The sequence below is a fragment of the Nocardioides astragali genome, assembly GCF_024436375.1.
Lineage (GTDB): Bacteria > Actinomycetota > Actinomycetes > Propionibacteriales > Nocardioidaceae > Nocardioides > Nocardioides astragali.
This window is the reverse complement of record NZ_JAFMZM010000002.1, coordinates 477,268-494,734: the sequence shown is the minus strand read 5'-3', so window position 1 is coordinate 494,734 and position 17,467 is coordinate 477,268. Positions and strand designations below refer to the sequence as shown.

The following is a 17,467-nucleotide window of genomic DNA, read 5'->3' as shown; positions in this document are numbered from 1 at the left end:
GCTGAGGATGCTCACCCATGGAGGACCTCCATGATCCGCGCTGCGGCCTCGTCCTCGTCGAGGCCCTCCTCGAGGGCCTCCTCCCGAGCCTCGAGCACGCGTTTGAAGTCGCTCGGCATCACCTCGGTGAAGCGGGCGAGCGATCCGTCCCAGTCGGCCAGCAGCGCTGCCGCGATGGTGGACCCGGTCTCCTCGGCGTGCTGCTCGACGAGCGACCTGAGCTCGTCGGCCGCCTTGCCGGCGACAGGCGCCAGCTCGACCAGCTCGGGGTTGACGCGGGTCTCGTCGAGGTCGAGCACGAAGGCGTAGCCCCCGGACATGCCGGCCGCGAAGTTGCGTCCCGTCTGCCCGAGCACGACGACGACGCCGCCGGTCATGTACTCGCAGGCGTGGTCGCCGACGCCCTCGACCACGGCGCTCGCGCCGGAGTTGCGGACGCAGAACCGCTCGCCGGCCCGCCCGCTCAGGAAGATCTGCCCCGAGGTGGCGCCGTAGCCGATCGTGTTGCCGGCGATGATCTGCTCGCCCGCCTCGAACGTCGCGGCACGGTCGGGTCGCACGATGATGCGACCGCCGGAGAGGCCCTTCCCGACGTAGTCGTTGGCGTCGCCCTCCAGGCGCAGGGTGATCCCGCGGGGCACGAACGCCCCGAACGACTGACCGGCCGATCCCGTGAGGGTGATGTCGATCGTGCCCTCGGGCAGACCCTCGCCGCGATAGCGCTTGGTCACCTCGTGGCCGAGCATCGTGCCCACCGTGCGGTTGACGTTGCGGATCGCGACCTGGGCGCGCACCGGCTCGCCCGTCTCGAGCGCCGGAGCCGCGATGGCGATCAGCTCGTTGTCGAGCGCCTTGTCGAGTCCGTGGTCCTGCACCTTGGTGTTCCGGAGATCCTGGTCCTCGAACTGGCCGAACTCCCCGTGCCGGGAGGCCTGGTGGAGGATCGGCGCCAGGTCGAGCCCGGCGGCCTTCCAGTGGCCCACGGCCTCGGCGACGTCGAGCGTGCCGACCTGGCCGATGGCCTCGTCGAGGCTGCGGAAGCCCAGCTCGGCCATCAGCTCGCGGACCTCCTGGGCGATGAACTCGAAGAAGTTCACGACGTGGTCGGCCTGCCCGTTGAAGCGCTCGCGCAGCACCGGGTTCTGCGTCGCGACCCCTACGGGGCAGGTGTCGAGGTGGCAGACCCGCATCATGATGCAGCCGCTGACGACCAGCGGGGCGGTCGCGAAGCCGTACTCCTCGGCGCCGAGCAGGGCCGCGATGATCACGTCACGGCCGGTCTTGAGCTGGCCGTCGGCCTGCACCACGATCCGGTCGCGCAGCCCGTTGAGGAGCAGCGTCTGCTGCGTCTCGGCGAGACCGAGCTCCCACGGACCACCCGCGTGCTTGAGGGAAGTCAGCGGCGACGCGCCGGTGCCGCCGTCGTGCCCGGAGACCAGGACGACGTCGGCGTGGGCCTTGGACACGCCCGCCGCGACCGTGCCGATGCCGACCTCGGAGACGAGCTTGACGTGGATGCGCGCGGCCGGGTTGGCGTTCTTGAGGTCGTGGATCAGCTGCGCCAGGTCCTCGATCGAGTAGATGTCGTGGTGCGGCGGCGGGCTGATCAGGCCGACGCCCGGAGTGGAGTGCCGCGTCTTGGCGACCCAGGGGTAGACCTTGTGGCCGGGCAGCTGGCCGCCCTCGCCGGGCTTGGCGCCCTGCGCCATCTTGATCTGGATGTCGTCGGCGTTGGTGAGGTACTCGGACGTGACGCCGAACCGGCCGGACGCGACCTGCTTGATCGAGGAGCGTCGCTCCGGGTCGTACAGCCGGTCGGGGTCCTCGCCTCCCTCACCGGTGTTGGACTTGGCGCCCAGCCGGTTCATGGCGATCGCGAGGGTCTCGTGCGCCTCCTGGCTGATCGAGCCGTAGGACATCGCGCCGGTGGAGAAGCGCTTCACGATCTCGGAGACCGGCTCGACCTCGTCGATGTCGACCGGCTCGCGGACGCCGTCCTTGAAGGTGAACAGCCCGCGCAGGGTCATCAGCCGCTCGGACTGCTCGTTCACCCGGGCGGTGTACTGCTTGAAGATGTCGTAGCTGCCGGTGCGCGTGGAGTGCTGGAGCCGGAAAACCGTCTCCGGGTCGAACAGGTGCGGCTCGCCCTCGCGGCGCCACTGGTACTCCCCGCCGATGGCGAGCTCGCGGTGCGCCGGCGAGATGCCCCCACGGGGGTACGCCGTCGCGTGCCGGCGGGCCACCTCCTCGGCGATCGTCGCGAGCTCGATGCCGCCGAGCTTGGACGTCGTACCGGTGAAGTAGCGGTCGATGACGGTCTGGGAGAGGCCGACCGACTCGAAGATCTTGGCGCCGGTGTAGGAGGCGACCGTCGAGACGCCCATCTTGGACATCACCTTGAGCACGCCCTTGCCGAGCGCCTTGATCAGGTTGGCGACGGCCTTCTCGGGCTCGACCTTGACGAAGTAGCCCTCGCGCGCGAGGTCCTCGACGGACTCCATGGCGAGGTACGGGTTGACAGCGGCCGCGCCGTAGCCGACCAGCAGGGCCACGTGGTGGACCTCGCGGACGTCGCCGGCCTCGACCAGCAGCCCCACCTGGGTGCGGGTCTTCTCGCGGATCAGGTGGTGGTGGACGGCGCCGGTCAGCAGCAGCGACGGGATCGGCGCCAGGTCGGCGGTGCTGTGGCGGTCGGAGAGCACGATGATCCGGGCACCCTCGGCGATCGCGTCGGAGACCTCGGCGCACAGCTCGTCGAGGCGCGCGGCGAGGGCCTCACCTCCCCCGGCCACGTCGTAGAGGCCGCGGACGACGTGGACCTGGAAGCCCGGCATGTCGCCGTTGCGGTTGATGTGCCGGATCTTCGAGAGGTCGTCGTTGGAGAAGACGGGGAACGGCAGGACGATCTGGCGGCACGACGCCGGCGTCGGAGCCAGGAGGTTGGCCTCCGGGCCGATCGACCCGCTGAGCGAGGTGACCAGCTCCTCGCGGATCGCGTCGAGCGGCGGGTTCGTCACCTGGGCGAACAGCTGGGAGAAGTAGTCGAACAGCAGCCGCGGCTTGTCGCTGAGCGCGGCGATCGGCGTGTCGGTGCCCATCGAGCCGAGCGCCTCGCCGCCCGTGTTGGCCATCGGGCTCAGCAGGACCCGCAGCTCCTCCTCGCTGTAGCCGAAGACCTGCTGGCGCCGGGTGACCGAGGCGTGCGTGTGCACGATGTGCTCGAGGTCGTCGACGTCGTCGAGGTGGATCAGGCCGGCGTGCAGCCACTCGTCGTAGGGGTGCTCCGAGGCGAGCTGGCTCTTGATCTCCTCGTCCTCGATGATCCGGTGCTCCTCGGTGTCGACGAGGAACATGCGGCCGGGCTGGAGCCGGCCCTTGCGGACCACGGTGGCCGGGTCGAGGTCGAGCACGCCGACCTCGGACGCGAGCACCACCAGCCCGTCGTCGGTGACCCAGTAGCGCGAGGGGCGCAGGCCGTTGCGGTCCAGGACCGCGCCGATCTGCGTGCCGTCCGTGAACACGACGCAGGCAGGCCCGTCCCACGGCTCCATCAACGTGGAGTGGAACTCGTAGAACGCCCGGCGCTGGGCGTCCATGTCGCGGTGGTTCTCCCAGGCCTCCGGGATCATCATCAGCACCGCGTGCGGCAACGAGCGTCCGGCGAGGTGCAGCAGCTCGAGGACCTCGTCGAAGGACGCCGAGTCCGAGGCCCCCGGGGTGCAGATCGGGAAGAGCCGCTCGAGGTCGCCGGGGATCAGGTCGCTCTCGAGCAGTGCCTCGCGAGCCCGCATCCAGTTGCGGTTGCCCATCACGGTGTTGATCTCGCCGTTGTGCGCGATGAACCGGAACGGGTGGGCCAGCGGCCAGCTCGGGAAGGTGTTGGTGGAGAAGCGCGAGTGCACGACCGCCATCGCCGAGGCGACGCGCTCGTCGGTCAGGTCGGGGAAGACCCGGTCGAGCTGGTCGGTGGTGAGCATGCCCTTGTAGGCCAGGGTGCGCGAGGAGAGCGACGGGAAGTAGACGTCGGTCTCGGACTCGGCGCGCTTGCGCAGGCAGAACGCCAGGCGCTCCAGGCCCATGCCGCTGACCCGGGCGCCCTTGCCGGCCACGAACAGCTGGGCGAACGTCGGCATGACGCTGCGAGCGGTCGCACCGAGGGTGGAGTCGTCGATGGGGACCTCGCGCCACCCGAGGACGACGAGGCCCTCCTCGTCGGCGATCTCCTCGATCCGCTGACGGGTCTTGGCGACCGTGTCCGCGTCACCGGGCAGGAACGCCGTGCCGACGGCGTACGACCGGGCCGGCGGCAGCTCGAAGCCCGCCTCCTGCGCGACCTCGCGCAGGAACGTGTCCGGGACCTGGAGCAGGATGCCGGCACCGTCGCCGGAGTTGACCTCGGCGCCCGCAGCGCCGCGGTGGTCGAGGTTGCGCAGGGCGGTGAGCGCCTTCGCCACGATGTCGTGGCTGGCCTCACCCGTCAGGGTCGCCACCATGGCGACGCCGCAGGCGTCCTTCTCCTGGCGAGGGTCGTAGAGACCCTGAGCAGCAGGGAAGTTCGGCGGGAATGCGTGCATGGAGGCATTCTCCCGTCGTCGTCTCGACACGCCAGGGAACGAGTTCCCGGGCAGGCCTGGGTTGGGCGATACCGCTGGGGACGACGTTGGCCCGAGCGAGACGGAACATATCACCGGCGGGTGGCCGCCGGTGCGGGGTGTTTCAGGCCGTGGGACCGGCCGCGGGCTGGTCACGGGAGTCCTCGGAGGCACCCGAGCCCGCGGAGGCGTCCGGGTCCGGTGAGTCGGTGGAGTCTTCGGCGGAGTCGTCCGCGGAGTCGGCGGCGCCGTCGGGCTCCGGCTCGCGGGTGCGCACCTGCTCCTCGCGCCCGGGGTGGCGCCGCGCCGACCACACGAAGTAGAGCGCGGCCAGCACGAACAGCACGATCGAGGTCCACACGTTGAGGCGGAGGCCGAACACGTCGTTGAGCTGCACGTCGTCGATGCGCAGGTTCTCGATCCAGCCGCGCCCGGCGGTGTAGAGCATCACGTAGAGCGCCGCCACCCGGCCGTGGCCGAGGCGGAAGCGTCGGTCGAGCCAGATGAGCAGCGCGAAGGCCGCGAGGTTCCAGAGGCACTCGTAGAGGAAGGCCGGGTGGAACGTCGTCACGTCGAGGTACTGCGACGGCCGGTGGGCGACGTCGATCTCCAGGCCCCAGGGCAGGTCCGTGGGACGGCCGTAGAGCTCCTGGTTGAACCAGTTGCCCCAGCGGCCCATCGCCTGTGCGACCAGCACGCCCGGGGCAATGGCGTCGAGGAGCGGCACGATCTTGATGCCGCGCACACGCGCGCCGATCCAGATGCCGAGCGCTCCGAGGGCGATGGCGCCCCAGATGCCGAGACCGCCGCGCCAGACGTACAACGCGGTGACCGGGTTCTCGCCCTCGCCGAAGTAGAGCTCCCAGTCGGTGGCGACGTGGTAGAGCCGCCCACCGACCAGGCCGAACGGCACCCCCCAGATGGCCAGGTCGCTGACCTCACCGGCCCGGCCGCCGCGAGCGACCCAGCGGCGCTCCCCGATCCAGATCGCCAGGACGATGCCGAGGATGATGCTCAGCGCGTAGCCGCGGATCGGCACGGGACCGAGGTTCCACACGCCGTCGGCGGGGCTGGGGATGGACATGAGGGTCACCAGCGCGGTGTCCAGCGTGAGATCCGGGGAGGGCATGGGAAGCATCATCCTTGGTCGAGCAACATGGTGACGTCGTGGGCGAGCTGGGCCTGGGACACGTCGGAGCTCCAGAACGTCTCGACGTCGTCGTCGGCGCTGATCCCGAAGACCTGGGTGCCGTGGTCGACGTCGTAGCCGGCGTCGGGCAGGGTGGCCGGGTCGAGCTCCTTGCCGGAGGCGTCGAAGTAGCCGATGGCGACCTTCATGCTCGACGCGACGTCCCTGATGGCGGCGAGGTCGCCCGTGAGGCCGACGATGCTCGGGTCGAAGGCGCTGACGTAGTCGGCGACGACCGCCTCGTCGTCACGCGCCGGGTCCGTGGTCACGAAGACGACGTCCAGCCGCTCCTTCTGCCCATCGTCGAGGCGGGTCAGGGTGCCGGCCAGCGTCGCCATCACCTGCCCGCAGATGTCGGGGCAGTTGGTGTAGCCGAAGAAGACCAGCGTGAGGTCCTCGTCGGTGTCCTCGGTGAGGCTGTAGGCCTCGCCGTCGGTGTCGACGAGGGGTGTGGACGACACCTCGAAGGGCGGGTCGAGGGAGGTTCCGGTGAGCTCCGCCGGCTCTCCCCCGCCACCGCAGGCCGTGACGAGCCCGAGCAGCGACACGGCCAGGAGGGTCCTACCTCTTGCCACGTCGTACGCCCTCGGCCAGGTCGGCGGTCAGTGCCCGCAGCGCCTCGATGCCCGCAGCCTCGTCGCCGGGGTGGTCGAGCAGGGTCCGGACGAAGGCCGAGCCGACGATCACCCCGTCTGCGTACGCGGCCACCTCGGCGGCCTGGTCGCCGTTGCTGACGCCGATGCCGACAGCGACGGGGATGTCGCCCGTGGCGCGCACCCGGCCCACCAGCGGACCGGCGAGGTCTGAGGTGGCGTCGCGGGCACCCGTGACGCCCATGACGGCGGCGGCGTAGACGAAGCCGCGGCTCGCGCGGGCGGTCATCGCGACCCGCTCGTCGGTGGAGCTGGGCGCGACCAGGAACACCTTGTCGAGGTCGTGCGCGTCGGCCGCCTCGATCCACTCGGTGCCGTAGTCGGGGGTGATGTCGGGCGTGATGAGCCCGGCTCCCCCGGCCTCGGCCAGGTCGGCGGCCCACCGCTCCACGCCGTAGCGCTCGATGGGGTTCCAGTAGGTCATCACGAGGGTCGGCACCCCGGTCTCGGCGACGGCCGCGACCACCTCGAGGACGTCCTTGGTGCGCACGCCGGCGTCGAGCGCCTGCTGGGCCGCGGCCTGGATGGTCGGGCCGTCCATCACCGGGTCGCTGTAGGGCAGGCCGATCTCGATCGCGTCGCAGCCGGCCTCGACCATCGCGCGCAGCGCGGTGACCGATCCCTCGACCGTGGGGAACCCGGCGGGGAGGTAGCCGATCAGCGCCGACCGGTCCTCGGCGCGCGCCTTCGCGAAGGCGGTCGAGGTGGAGGTGGTGGTCGCCGTCACTGCTCGGCCTCCTTCTCGACCTGCTCGAGGTCGGCGTCGGGCCCTTCCTCAGCGTCACCGAGGCCGAACCACTCGATGGCCGTCCCCATGTCCTTGTCGCCGCGCCCGCTCAGGTTGATGATGATCGTCGCGTCTGGCCCCTTCTCCTGCCCCAGCCGCTTGGCCACCTCGAGCGCACCCGCCACGGCGTGCGCGGACTCGATCGCGGGGATGATGCCCTCGGTGCGGCTCAGCAACGCCATCGCCTGCATGGCCTCGGCGTCCGTCACGGGCGTGTACGACGCCCGCCCGGAGGCCGCGAGCCACGAGTGCTGCGGACCGACGCCGGGGTAGTCGAGCCCGGCGGAGATGGAGTGGGACTCGATGGTCTGGCCGTCCTCGTCCTGCAGGACGTAGGTGCGGGCGCCGTGGAGCACTCCCGCCTCACCTGCGTGGATCGTGGCCGCGTGACGGCCGGTCTCCACGCCGTCACCCCCGGGCTCGAACCCGTGGATCTCGACCCCCTCGTCCTCGAGGAAGGCGGTGAACAGGCCGATCGCGTTGGAGCCGCCGCCCACGCACGCCGCGACCGCGTCCGGCAGCACGCCGTACTGCTCGAGGCACTGGGCGCGGGCCTCGTCGCCGATGCCGCGGCAGAAGTCGCGGACCATGCTCGGGAACGGGTGCGGACCGGCGGCGGTGCCGAAGAGGTAGGCGGTGTGGTCGACGCTGGCGACCCAGTCGCGCAGGGCCTCGTTGATCGCGTCCTTGAGGGTGGCGCTGCCGGACTCGACCGGGATCACCGTGGCGCCGAGCAGCTGCATGCGCGCGACGTTGAGCGCCTGGCGGCGGGTGTCGACGGCGCCCATGTAGACGGTGCAGTCGAGGTCGAACCACGCAGCCGCGGTGGCGCTGGCGACACCGTGCTGGCCGGCCCCCGTCTCCGCGATCACCCGCGTCTTGCCCATCCGCTTGGTCAGGAGCGCCTGCCCCATCACGTTGCGGACCTTGTGGGCACCCGTGTGGTTGAGGTCCTCGCGCTTGAGCAGCACGCGGGCGCCGGCGATCTCGGACAGCCGCTCGGCGTGGTAGAGCATGCTCGGCGTGCCGGCGTACTCGCGCAGCACCCGCTCGAACTCGGAGACGAAGGACTCGTCGGCCATGGCCTCCTGCCAGGCGTCAGTGAGCTCGTCGAGCGCCGCGACGAGGGCCTCCGGCATGAACCGCCCGCCCCACGTCTCGCCGAAGTAGCCGCGGTCGTCGGCCTCGTACCTGGTCCGCTGGCGGGCCGGCTGACCCATCACTTGACTCACGGGGCAGTCACTCCTGTCATCGCTCGTACGGCGGCCTCGGGGTCCCCGTCCTTGACCAGCGCCTCGCCGACGAGCACCACGCCGGCACCTTCGGTGACGAAGCGCCTGACGTCGTCGACGCCGGCGATGCCGCTCTCGGCCACCTTGACGACGTCGGCGTGGATCTGAGGGGCGAGGCGCCCGAACACGTCGGAGTCGACCTCGAGGGTCTTGAGGTTGCGGCTGTTGACGCCGATCAGCTCGGCGTCGAGGGCCAGCGCTCGCTCGGTCTCGGCCTCGTCGTGGACCTCGACCAGGACGGTGAGGCCCAGCTCGCCGGCCTCGTCGTTGAGGCGGCGCAGCGTGTCGTCGTCGAGCGCCGCCACGATCAGCAGCGCGAGGTCGGCACCGGTGGCGCGGGCCTCGACAAGCTGGTAGGTCTCGACGATGAAGTCCTTGCGCAGGATCGGCGTGTCCACCGCAGCCCGGACGGTGCGCAGGTCGTCGAGGCTGCCGCCGAAGCGGCGCTCCTCGGTGAGGACCGAGATCGCCGCCGCCCCGCCCCGGGCGTACGCCGTCGCGAGCGCTGCCGGGTCGGGGATGTCGGCCAGGTCACCCTTGCTGGGGCTGCGCCGCTTGACCTCGGCGATGACGCTCGACCCCCGCGCGCGGAAGTGCGGCATCGGGTCCCGCGGCGCCGGGGCGTCGGCGAGGTGCGCGAGGAGGTCCGACAGCGGCAGCGCGGCCTCGCGGCGGGCGAGGTCCTCGCGCACTCCGGCGATGATGTCGTCGAGCACGGAACCGGTCGCAGGCATGCGCTCAGCCTCTCACCCGGACCCACCCCGCGCGGGGGCGGTGTCTCAGTGGTCGGAGGAGTTGAGCCCGAGCTTGGACAGCACGAGGAACAACGGGAACGCGACCACGGCGATCACGATGCCGATCCACAGCATGAGCTCGCTGATCGGCGAGAGGAGCAGGGCGACGCTGCCCACGACGAAGCCGAGCATCGCGACCGCCACCGCGGTCCAAGCAGCGGGGGTGTTGCCGTGGCTGGCCATGAGGCGTGCTCCTTCGTCGGATCGTCCGTGTGCGCGCCGAGTCTAGGCGGTCGGGTCCCGACCTTCGTCGAGGGCCTTCCAGATGTCGATGTTGCTCTCCGGGGCGTCGGTCGGCCGGGCCTCGCCGGTCGCGCGGGCACCGGCCGGAGCGTCGTACTTGCTGCCCATCTCGGGCCACGACGGCACCAGGACGACCGCGGCCACGGCAGCCGTCACGCACAGCACGCCGGCCAGCAGCGCGGCCGGCCACCAGTCGTTGTTCATCCAGACGGACACCGCGGAACAGTCCCGCCAGGGCGCCGCGCCGGCCTCGACGGCTTCGCGGCGCGCCGAGTCCTTCAGCGAGGAGTACGCCTCGATGGCAGTGACCAGGTAGCCGGCCGACGCCACGACTGCGAGAGCAGCCACCGCGCGCCGGAACCGGCCGCGGCTCACCAGGACCACGCCCCACGCCGCGAGCACGACGAGGGACAGCGCGCCCGCGAGCGGCGAGCCCAGCTCCAACGCCGCGTAGTCGACTCCGGGGACGGTTGGGCACTCCCCGCCCGGTGGCTCCACCTCGAGCCACGGCTTGGTGCCGGCCACCGCAGCGAGCGCCGCCGAGGCGAGGCCGAGCAGCACGACCGGCCCGAAGGTGCGGCGTGACCTCTGCGGATCAGCCATCGACGCGGTGCACCAGGTCGCTGTCGAAGCAGGTGTGGTCGCCGGTGTGGCACGCCGCGCCCACCTGGTCGACCACGAAGAGCAGGGTGTCGCCGTCACAGTCGAGGCGGATCTCCCTGACCCACTGCACGTGGCCCGAGGTGTCGCCCTTCACCCAGTACTCGCGCCGCGAGCGGGACCAGTACGTCGCCCGGCCGGTGTCGATCGTTCGGCCCAGCGCCTCGTCGTCCACCCAGGCCAGCATCAGCACCTCGCCCGAGCCGTGCTGCTGCACGACGACGGGCACGAGCCCCTCCGCGGTGTGCCGGAGCCGTGCGGAGATCGCCGGGTCGAGGGTGGTGGGGTGGGGAGTGGTCACGGATCTATGGTCTCAGCCTCGCGGGCGGCCCACGTCTCCGCACACCGCTGCGTCACCGGACCGGGAGCGGGGAGGTCACGGCCGTCCCAGCGGGCGATGGCCTGCACGTCGCGGGTCGTGGACACGAGGAAGGCCTCGCTCGCGCGGTCCAGGACGTCGGGGAGGGGTGCGTCGACCTCGCGCGCGCCGCACCACTCGATGACCAGCTCGCGGGTGATGCCGGCGAGGCAGCCCGAGTCGAGGCTCGGGGTGCGCAGCTCGTCGTCGAGGACGTAGAAGACGTTGGACCCGGTGCCCTCGCACAGGTTGCCCGCGGTGTTGGCGAAGATCGCCTCGGTGCCGCCGCGCTCGGCAGCGTGCGCCAGCGCGATCACGTTCTCGGCGTACGACGTCGTCTTGAGGCCGGCCGTGGCGCCGTGCTCGTTGCGGGTCCACGGCACGGTGACGACCGAGGTCGAGTCGGGCGCCGGCGCGATGGGGCTGTAGGCGACGACGAGCGTCGGCGGACCGTCGCCCCGTCCCGAGCCCATCGGCGCCCGCCCGGCCGTGTAGGTGATCCGCAGGCGCCCGATCGGGTCGTCCTCGATGACCGCCTCGACGCCACGTCGTACGTCGTCGAGGTCCGGAGCGGGCAGTCCCAGACCGGCGGCTGAGCGCTCCAGCCGCGCCAGGTGGCGGGTCAGCGCGAACGGTCGGCCACCCAAGGTCTTGACGGCCTCGAACACCGCGTCCCCCACGGTGAACCCGTGGTCGGTGACTGCGACCGCCCCCTGGGTCGGGTCCGTCAGCAGGTCGCCGTTGAGCCATGCGCGCATGGCGTCACTCTAGGGGCCGGGCCCCCACCCTCGCCCGCCAGCCGGACACGCCATTCCAGGGGTCGATTTTGGCGCCGCGAAGGCCATGGGCTACTGTTCCACTCGCACTTCAGCCGGGAAAACCGGAGGGAGTTGCAGGCGGACATAGCTCAGTTGGTAGAGCGCAACCTTGCCAAGGTTGAGGTCGCGAGTTCGAGTCTCGTTGTCCGCTCGGAAGGTCTCCCCCGTTCATTCGGAACCTCCACGGTGGGTTGGCCGAGAGGCGAGGCAACGGACTGCAAATCCGTCTACACGGGTTCAAATCCCGTACCCACCTCGCATCGTTTCACAATTCAACACGGGCGATTGGCGCAGCGGTAGCGCGCTTCCTTGACACGGAAGAGGTCACTGGTTCAAACCCAGTATCGCCCACTAGAGAAACCGCAGGTCAGAGGCCCTTTCGAGGGCCTCTTTCCATGTCCCGTGCAACATACGTGCAACAAGCCGACCGCCTGGCCCTGGCCATCAGCTGCACCCGAGTGCTAGCCGTTCGCTGGTTCGGCCAGCCACTCCCCCAGGCACGATTACGACGGCCTGACAACTCTTAGCAGCGCGCTGCCGGGATCTGCCGCGGCGTGGCCTCCAGGTCCTCGAGCTTGATCCGGATGGCCCGCTTGCCGCAGCGGTACGCCGGGAGGGTGCCGGAGGCGATCCAGCGCCGGATGGTCTTGACCGAGACCGACATGGCCTCGGCGGCCTCGTCGAGGCTGAGGTAGACCGGGATGGTGCGTCGCTCAGTCATCGGAACGCACCTCTACCCGCGGGGCTGTGGCGGCGGCGAGGAAGCGTCGGGCCTCGGCAACGGTGATGTAGAGCCGGCCGACGCCTTGGAAGCGGGTCCACCTGGGGCCGACGCCACGTTGGCGCCAGTCGCGGACGGTGCGCTGCGGTGTGCGGATCAGTTCGCAGAACTCCTCGAACAGAAGCAGGGCGTTGTCGTCCCAGTCGTCCGGGATGCCGATGGGTGTCACCATCACGTTGCCTTTCGTCGTGGCCGCCGACCGATTCGGTGGCCTTCACCCGGAGAAGCAACAACGTGCTCGGCGGATCGGACATCTGTGACCGCTGCTGTCGAGACCGGAGCCTCTCCTGGTCTCCTATGTCGTCCGGGCCCTTCCGGGCGATCACCTGGAGACCAGGAGGTTGGTCAGCGGCCGATCCCATGGGAGGTCGGCGGGGAGGTCGGAATCGGCTGGGGCTCGGGCCGGCGCCGAGCACCCTCCCGCAACATCGCAGCCTGCAGTCCGATGGGCGCTGGCGGCGCGCTCGGTCCGTACCGGTCGATGTCGTCCGCGGCCCGCTGGGCGGCGTGGCTCGGGCCGAGGTCGGCGCGGTCACGGCTGAAGACCTCGACCCACTGGTTGCGGGCGTCGTCGACCGTGTCGGCGACGAGGTGGGCGACGTTTTGGTGACGGCCCCGGGTCATCCCGACGTACGCCGACGCGGCGCCCGTCGTCTCGCCGAGCGCGAAGTGGGCGGAGTCGACGGTTTCACCTTGGGCTCCGTAGGCGGTGGTGGTGAAGGCGAGCTCGACGTGCTCGCGGACGTAGTCGGCGGGGAGCGCGCGTTGGCCGGCGCGGCCGGTGACGAGCAGGCCGCCGTCGATGCCGATTCCGGCCACGGTCCAGGTGTCACGGTTGGCGACTGCCAGGTCGCGGTCGTTGCGTCGGGTGGCGACCCGGTCGCCGAGACCGATCCGCTCACCACGACGCGTGATCGGCTCACCAGCCCGTTCACCAGATTGCTCACTAGCCTGTTCACGAGGTTGCTCACCGGGTGGTGCGCCGGCGTCCTGGCGGCGGTCGCGGATGGCTGCGTTGAGCGCGGCGACTTGGTCGCGGGTGTCGGCGATGACGAGATGGTCCCCGTCATCAGACTGGGCGGCGCCGATGGCGGCCAGGGCTGCGGTGCGTTCGACCTCGCTAGCATGCAGCACGATCTGCCCGCGCTCGAGCAGGGCGCCGAAGACCTCACCAGGCCGCTCACCAGTGCGCATGAGCAGGCTGAGGTCGGCGTAAGCGGGGTCGCCGAACCGGTGGACCGACTCGAGCTCGTGGTGTCCTGCGGGTGACACCCAGCGGGCGGCGAGGTCGAGGACGCCGCCGCGGCCGACGGCTGGGAGTTGGTGGCGGTCGCCGAGGAGCGCCACGGTTGCGTGCGCTCGGTCGGCGATGGCGAACAGGGCGCGGGCGGTGTCCTGGTCGAGCATGCCGGCCTCGTCGACGAGGAGGACGTCGCCCGGGAGCAGGCGGGCACGTGAGTCGGGTCGGGCATCGGATGCAGCCTCCGGTGCAGTCTCGGTGTGGGACCAGTGGCCCTCGTCGTCCCAGCGGTAGCCGTGTTGGTGGATTAGCCAGGCGGCGGAGAACGCGTCGGCGCCGACCTGCCGTTGTGCCGCGTGGGCGGCCTTGAGGGTGGGGGTGACGACCACGAGCCGGCGGTCGGCGGCGTCGAGGACGTCGCGTGCGGCGGCCAGCGTCGTGGTCTTGCCGGTGCCGGCGGCGCCTTCGATCACGAGCAGACCGGCGTCGCCGGCCAGCGCCGCGACGACGCGTCGTTGCGCGGGGTCGAGGTGGGCGATGCCGCGGAGCCGGACCGCAGTGGTCACCGGCCGCGAAGCGCGCGCAAAGATGCTGTCGACCAGGTCGGCTTCGACGGCGAGGACCCGTTCGGACGTGACGCTGCGGACGTGCTCGGGGACGTCGTCACGGTCCAGCAACGGCACGCACCGTGTCCGGGCACGATCGGCGACGTCCTCGACCAGCTCATGCCGGACCGCTCTTTCGGCGACCACGCCGACGGAGGCGATCAGTCGTTCGGCCTCGCCACGAATGTCGGCTCCGTTCCACGCCGACCGCTTCGCGCCGAGCCGGGTGAGCACCAGGTCCGCGGCGACGTCCCGGTTGAGCCGCCCGATCTGCAGACCCGGCACTGCCGCCAAGTTGGTCGCCGGGTTGGCCGCCCGGGTGGTCGGCGGGGTGAAGCCGAGGTCGCGCAGCTCTCGGTTCCAGGCGGCGACGAGGTCGGCGCCACTGCGGGGTACGACCTTGTCCGGCCGCGCGTCGGCCCAGGCGCGTCGGTCCCAGGTTTGGCGCAGTCGTGGTCCGGGCTCCTGGCCGGGGTGCTCGGCGCGCCAGGCGGCCTCGTACCGGTCGACGTTGCGGGTGATCTGTGCCGCGCGCTGGCTGAACCCACCGGTGTACGGCGCGAGCTGACGGATCTCGCCGTCGTCGTCGAGCGTGTAGCCACGCGCCGCGAGGGCCGCCCGGAACTCGGGGTCGCACATCACGGCCGCGTGCCCGATCCCGTTGAGCGCCTCGATGCTGTCGACGACCCCGACCGAGTGCAGTCCCCGCCACGCCCCGCGCGCGAAGACGCGTGCGTTGATCTGCACGTGCAGGTGGCGGTGCGGGTCCCCGGCCCGCGAGGTGTAGTGCCGCACGACCGCCGCCTCGACCATCTCCACCGGGACCTGCACCTGCCGACCACGCGGCCCGACCCGCGTGGTGGCGTGCTCGACCACCCACCCGATCACCTCACCAGCGGCCCGATCCATCGCCGCGTCGTACGCCGTCGCGACGTCGGGGTGGAGTGCCGCGGCGAGCGACCAGGACTTCGGTCCATTGATCACGACCTCGACGAACCGCAGCGCCCGTGCGTCGTCACGCAACCGTCCCTTGGCCGCGCCGGTCAGTACGTCGTAGCCGGCGACCCAACGTTCGTAGGCCGGGCCGTCGAGGTCGTCGGCTCGCCGCACCGCGCCGGGGCCGGCGATGTAGTGCTCGGCCAGACCGGTTCCTTCGGCCAGGTAGTAGTCGTCGACTCGCGAGTGGTCGGCCTCGACATAGGAGCGCGCAGCGGCCGCAGACCCCCGGTAGAACTTCACTCCACCGTGCATCGCCCTCGTCACCGCCCGTCAGCACTCGTCACCTAGCCTTGAAATGACGCTCGGCCCGCCCCGAGGGGCGGACCGATCTACCGACCTTCGTAGCATGCGTGCCGTTGGCTATAAGGGGGTCTGGGCAGGCTGTCAGGCGACTGGCTTCCAGAGTCGTCACTGATCGGCACTCGCGCTGTCGAGCTGCAGCCAGACTGGCGTATTGGCGGCGGGGTCTGTTTGGTGGATTGGCCAGAGGAGGTTGCGTGGTTAAGCCTCGGTCACGACAGGGCAATACCTGCCGAACCGCATGACGCTCCGTCCCGAAACCAGGACACGGAAGGCTCAAACCGATCGCGCAGCTCCAGAGACACACCGACGTCGCCACAGTGGTCGTTTTGCGGGAGGGTGTGCAGGGAGGATTTGCTTCGACCTGAGCTGCGCCTCAGCGGGTGCCGAACCGACGTCAGTGCGGGTCGTCCGGAGACTCCTGCTGCACGTCGCCCGACTGAGACCCCGGCCCGGGCGTCACACCAAGGATCCGATCAATCTCGGATCTCGACAAAGGCCCCTCGGACTCACCGGCGGCCACGATCAGGGCCGTGGTCAACTGGACCTCCTCGAGCAAGGCCTCGTCAACCAACCCGAAGTCGAACTGGTTGATCATGCGGGCCTCCTCAGCTCCATTTCGTAGCCTTGGCACACACTCCTGTGTCGACGACGCCATGAGTCCCATGCCAGGAAGAAAGCCAGGTGCCCCGAGGATCAAGCAAAAGCCGTTTCGTAGAGCTGCGACAAGGCACGGACGGGTCAACGGTCGTTCAAGTCAGTGAACGTCTGGTGCTGGGACTCAAACCCCAGTGATCCCTCCCCGTTTGTCGAGCACGCCCATCACTGCGACCACGATGCGGGCGCCATCGTGCGCAATCGCGTCGCCACAAGCGTTCATGAAGTTGAACGCGTCATCCTCTGGTGCCGGCGGTGGCGGAGCACAATTCTGATGGTGCGCGCACTTGCGTGCTCAACTCCTCGAAAGGTGCGCACACGATGAACAGAGTTCTGGCCGGCCTCACCGCACTGCCATTCGTGACAGCGTGCGTCGCTCTCGGTGCGGCGCCCGCCCACGCCGACGACACGACGTGCCGCGGCACGATCGGGGCGGTCAGTCTCGATGGCAACGTGATCGTGCCGGAAGGCGCGCTCTGCAGGCTGATAGGCACCCGCGTCGACGGCAATGTCCACGTGCAGTCGGGAGCGATCCTGAAGGCGAAGGGCGTCCGCGTCGGGGGCAGTGTCCAGTCGGAGAATCACGAACGCGTCGTGGTCAAGGCGCTGAACGGCCGCCGATCGCATGTCGACGGGAGCATTCAGCTCAAGCAGGGTGGCGGCGGCAGGATTGCCAAGACCAGCGTCGGAAGCGACATTCAGCTGTTCACGAACGGCGGCCTGTTTGTCGTGGAACGCAACCATGTCGACGGCAACCTCCAGTGCAAGAGCAACAACCCGAAGCCAATCGGCGGCAACAATGTGGTCCAGGGCAACAAAGAGGACCAGTGCCGCGATCTTTGACGGGGTCGCCGAACCACACGAGATGACGACCGACTCGGCCGGGTCCTCCTTGGCGCTAGCTTTCGCGATCAGGACCACCTAAACCGGCGCCGACCGGTCGACGCCAGGTCGGGATCCGGCGAGGAGCCGACTGTCGAGGGTGGCCTGCCGCACAGCGAGACGATGGAGTAGATGCGTCTCGTCTCGCCGAAGATTGAGTCGCGTCCTCGAGCTCCTGCCCCGTCACCTAGAGCGTCAGCGCCGGGGGCGGTAATGCCGCCACGTGATGAAGGCAGCGACTGCCACGGCTCCCAGAAGCACCAGCGTGAGCACCACGTTTCCCGTCATGTACTTCCCGCGTCGCTTGACCGCTCCGCTCGATCCATCACGGCGAACGTGACGACGAGCTGGGGAGGGTTCCGGGACTCCCTTCGGCACAACCGCTTCTCGCGAACGCACGACAAGTGAAGCCGATATCGCGACCATCCACCCTCGCCCGAGCCGATCCCAGCGGTCACGCCGATCACCTCCCAGCCGGTCGAATTGAGCAGACGGGCGCCCACCGGGTCATCGCACCACTCTGGAGCTCTGCGAGGCCATGCCTAACCAGTCCCGCAGCCGTTCAAGTCCATGAACGCGGCGGGGCTCGCCTTTGAGGGCGGCCCAGCACTCGGGCT

At 70.2% G+C, this 17,467-nt stretch carries 15 protein-coding genes and 3 tRNA genes; 4 read left to right on the top strand and 14 right to left on the bottom strand.

Features of this window, described 5'->3' with window-relative positions; translation table 11 throughout:
* Window positions 1-11 precede the first annotated feature (11 nt).
* The 10 genes from gltB to J3P44_RS07210 form a co-directional block, all read right to left on the bottom strand.
* Complete coding sequence (gltB, locus tag J3P44_RS07255; protein ID WP_255889607.1) at window positions 12-4,574, bottom strand: glutamate synthase large subunit; 4,563 nt, start codon at window positions 4,572-4,574, stop codon at window positions 12-14.
* A gap of 142 nt (window positions 4,575-4,716) precedes the next feature.
* Complete coding sequence (gene lgt / locus J3P44_RS07250) at window positions 4,717-5,721, bottom strand: prolipoprotein diacylglyceryl transferase (RefSeq protein ID WP_255889605.1); 1,005 nt, start codon at window positions 5,719-5,721, stop codon at window positions 4,717-4,719.
* An 8-nt stretch (window positions 5,722-5,729) separates the two neighbouring features.
* Window positions 5,730-6,329 (bottom strand): SCO family protein, encoded by a 600-nt coding sequence (locus J3P44_RS07245; RefSeq protein ID WP_255889604.1) that lies wholly within the window; start codon window positions 6,327-6,329, stop codon window positions 5,730-5,732.
* Between the two features lie 13 nt (window positions 6,330-6,342).
* On the bottom strand, window positions 6,343-7,161 hold the full coding sequence (trpA, locus tag J3P44_RS07240) for a tryptophan synthase subunit alpha (RefSeq protein WP_255889603.1): 819 nt from the start codon (window positions 7,159-7,161) through the stop codon (window positions 6,343-6,345).
* The gene (gene trpB, locus J3P44_RS07235; RefSeq protein WP_255890014.1) at window positions 7,158-8,441 is read right to left on the bottom strand and encodes a tryptophan synthase subunit beta; all 1,284 of its coding nucleotides are present in this window, start codon (window positions 8,439-8,441) and stop codon (window positions 7,158-7,160) included. The genes trpA and trpB overlap by 4 nt, the downstream gene beginning before the upstream one ends.
* 8 nt (window positions 8,442-8,449) lie before the next feature.
* The gene (gene trpC / locus J3P44_RS07230) at window positions 8,450-9,247 is read right to left on the bottom strand and encodes an indole-3-glycerol phosphate synthase TrpC (RefSeq protein WP_255889602.1); all 798 of its coding nucleotides are present in this window, start codon (window positions 9,245-9,247) and stop codon (window positions 8,450-8,452) included.
* Window positions 9,248-9,292: 45 nt separating this feature from the next.
* The gene (locus J3P44_RS07225) at window positions 9,293-9,490 is read right to left on the bottom strand and encodes an HGxxPAAW family protein (RefSeq protein ID WP_255889601.1); all 198 of its coding nucleotides are present in this window, start codon (window positions 9,488-9,490) and stop codon (window positions 9,293-9,295) included.
* A gap of 42 nt (window positions 9,491-9,532) precedes the next feature.
* Window positions 9,533-10,153: a Trp biosynthesis-associated membrane protein gene (locus tag J3P44_RS07220; RefSeq protein ID WP_255889600.1), complete on the bottom strand. Its 621-nt coding sequence runs from the start codon at window positions 10,151-10,153 to the stop codon at window positions 9,533-9,535.
* Window positions 10,146-10,511, bottom strand: a complete 366-nt coding sequence (hisI, locus tag J3P44_RS07215) for a phosphoribosyl-AMP cyclohydrolase (protein WP_255889594.1) — start codon at window positions 10,509-10,511, stop codon at window positions 10,146-10,148. The genes J3P44_RS07220 and hisI overlap by 8 nt, the downstream gene beginning before the upstream one ends.
* Window positions 10,508-11,326: an aminotransferase class IV gene (locus J3P44_RS07210; protein ID WP_255889593.1), complete on the bottom strand. Its 819-nt coding sequence runs from the start codon at window positions 11,324-11,326 to the stop codon at window positions 10,508-10,510. Before J3P44_RS07210 ends, hisI begins: the two co-directional genes overlap by 4 nt.
* Before the next feature lie 138 nt (window positions 11,327-11,464).
* Between J3P44_RS07210 and J3P44_RS07205 the strand changes: the two genes are divergently transcribed.
* The 3 genes from J3P44_RS07205 (at window position 11,465) to J3P44_RS07195 (ending at window position 11,737) form a co-directional block, all read left to right on the top strand.
* Window positions 11,465-11,537: transfer RNA gene (locus J3P44_RS07205), tRNA-Gly, on the top strand.
* Window positions 11,538-11,571: 34 nt separating this feature from the next.
* Window positions 11,572-11,642: transfer RNA gene (locus J3P44_RS07200), tRNA-Cys, on the top strand.
* A 23-nt stretch (window positions 11,643-11,665) separates the two neighbouring features.
* Window positions 11,666-11,737, top strand: a tRNA-Val gene (locus J3P44_RS07195).
* Window positions 11,738-11,909: 172 nt separating this feature from the next.
* Here J3P44_RS07195 and J3P44_RS07190 read toward each other — a convergent pair.
* The 4 genes from J3P44_RS07190 to J3P44_RS07175 form a co-directional block, all read right to left on the bottom strand.
* On the bottom strand, window positions 11,910-12,107 hold the full coding sequence (locus J3P44_RS07190; RefSeq protein WP_255889592.1) for a helix-turn-helix domain-containing protein: 198 nt from the start codon (window positions 12,105-12,107) through the stop codon (window positions 11,910-11,912).
* Complete coding sequence (locus J3P44_RS07185; protein WP_255889591.1) at window positions 12,100-12,339, bottom strand: hypothetical protein; 240 nt, start codon at window positions 12,337-12,339, stop codon at window positions 12,100-12,102. Before J3P44_RS07185 ends, J3P44_RS07190 begins: the two co-directional genes overlap by 8 nt.
* A gap of 173 nt (window positions 12,340-12,512) precedes the next feature.
* Window positions 12,513-15,263, bottom strand: a complete 2,751-nt coding sequence (mobF, locus tag J3P44_RS07180) for a MobF family relaxase (RefSeq protein WP_255889590.1) — start codon at window positions 15,261-15,263, stop codon at window positions 12,513-12,515.
* 445 nt (window positions 15,264-15,708) lie between these two features.
* Window positions 15,709-15,909, bottom strand: a complete 201-nt coding sequence (locus tag J3P44_RS07175; RefSeq protein WP_255889589.1) for a hypothetical protein — start codon at window positions 15,907-15,909, stop codon at window positions 15,709-15,711.
* Between the two features lie 380 nt (window positions 15,910-16,289).
* On the opposite strand from J3P44_RS07175, the gene J3P44_RS07170 reads away from it, so the two are divergent.
* Window positions 16,290-16,811, top strand: coding sequence for a hypothetical protein (locus J3P44_RS07170; protein ID WP_255889588.1), 522 nt, complete (start codon window positions 16,290-16,292; stop codon window positions 16,809-16,811).
* Window positions 16,812-17,467: the final 656 nt, after the last annotated feature.

Coding starts and splice junctions, on each gene's coding strand:
- J3P44_RS07170 (WP_255889588.1), top strand. CDS start 16,290: ATGAACAGAGTTCTGGCCGGCCTCACCGCACTGCCATTCGTGACAGCG.
- gltB (WP_255889607.1), bottom strand. CDS start 4,574: ATGCACGCATTCCCGCCGAACTTCCCTGCTGCTCAGGGTCTCTACGAC.
- J3P44_RS07175 (WP_255889589.1), bottom strand. CDS start 15,909: ATGATCAACCAGTTCGACTTCGGGTTGGTTGACGAGGCCTTGCTCGAG.
- mobF (WP_255889590.1), bottom strand. CDS start 15,263: ATGCACGGTGGAGTGAAGTTCTACCGGGGGTCTGCGGCCGCTGCGCGC.
- lgt (WP_255889605.1), bottom strand. CDS start 5,721: ATGCCCTCCCCGGATCTCACGCTGGACACCGCGCTGGTGACCCTCATG.
- trpC (WP_255889602.1), bottom strand. CDS start 9,247: ATGCCTGCGACCGGTTCCGTGCTCGACGACATCATCGCCGGAGTGCGC.
- J3P44_RS07220 (WP_255889600.1), bottom strand. CDS start 10,153: ATGGCTGATCCGCAGAGGTCACGCCGCACCTTCGGGCCGGTCGTGCTG.
- J3P44_RS07225 (WP_255889601.1), bottom strand. CDS start 9,490: ATGGCCAGCCACGGCAACACCCCCGCTGCTTGGACCGCGGTGGCGGTC.
- trpB (WP_255890014.1), bottom strand. CDS start 8,441: ATGGGTCAGCCGGCCCGCCAGCGGACCAGGTACGAGGCCGACGACCGC.
- J3P44_RS07190 (WP_255889592.1), bottom strand. CDS start 12,107: ATGACTGAGCGACGCACCATCCCGGTCTACCTCAGCCTCGACGAGGCC.
- J3P44_RS07210 (WP_255889593.1), bottom strand. CDS start 11,326: ATGCGCGCATGGCTCAACGGCGACCTGCTGACGGACCCGACCCAGGGG.
- J3P44_RS07185 (WP_255889591.1), bottom strand. CDS start 12,339: ATGGTGACACCCATCGGCATCCCGGACGACTGGGACGACAACGCCCTG.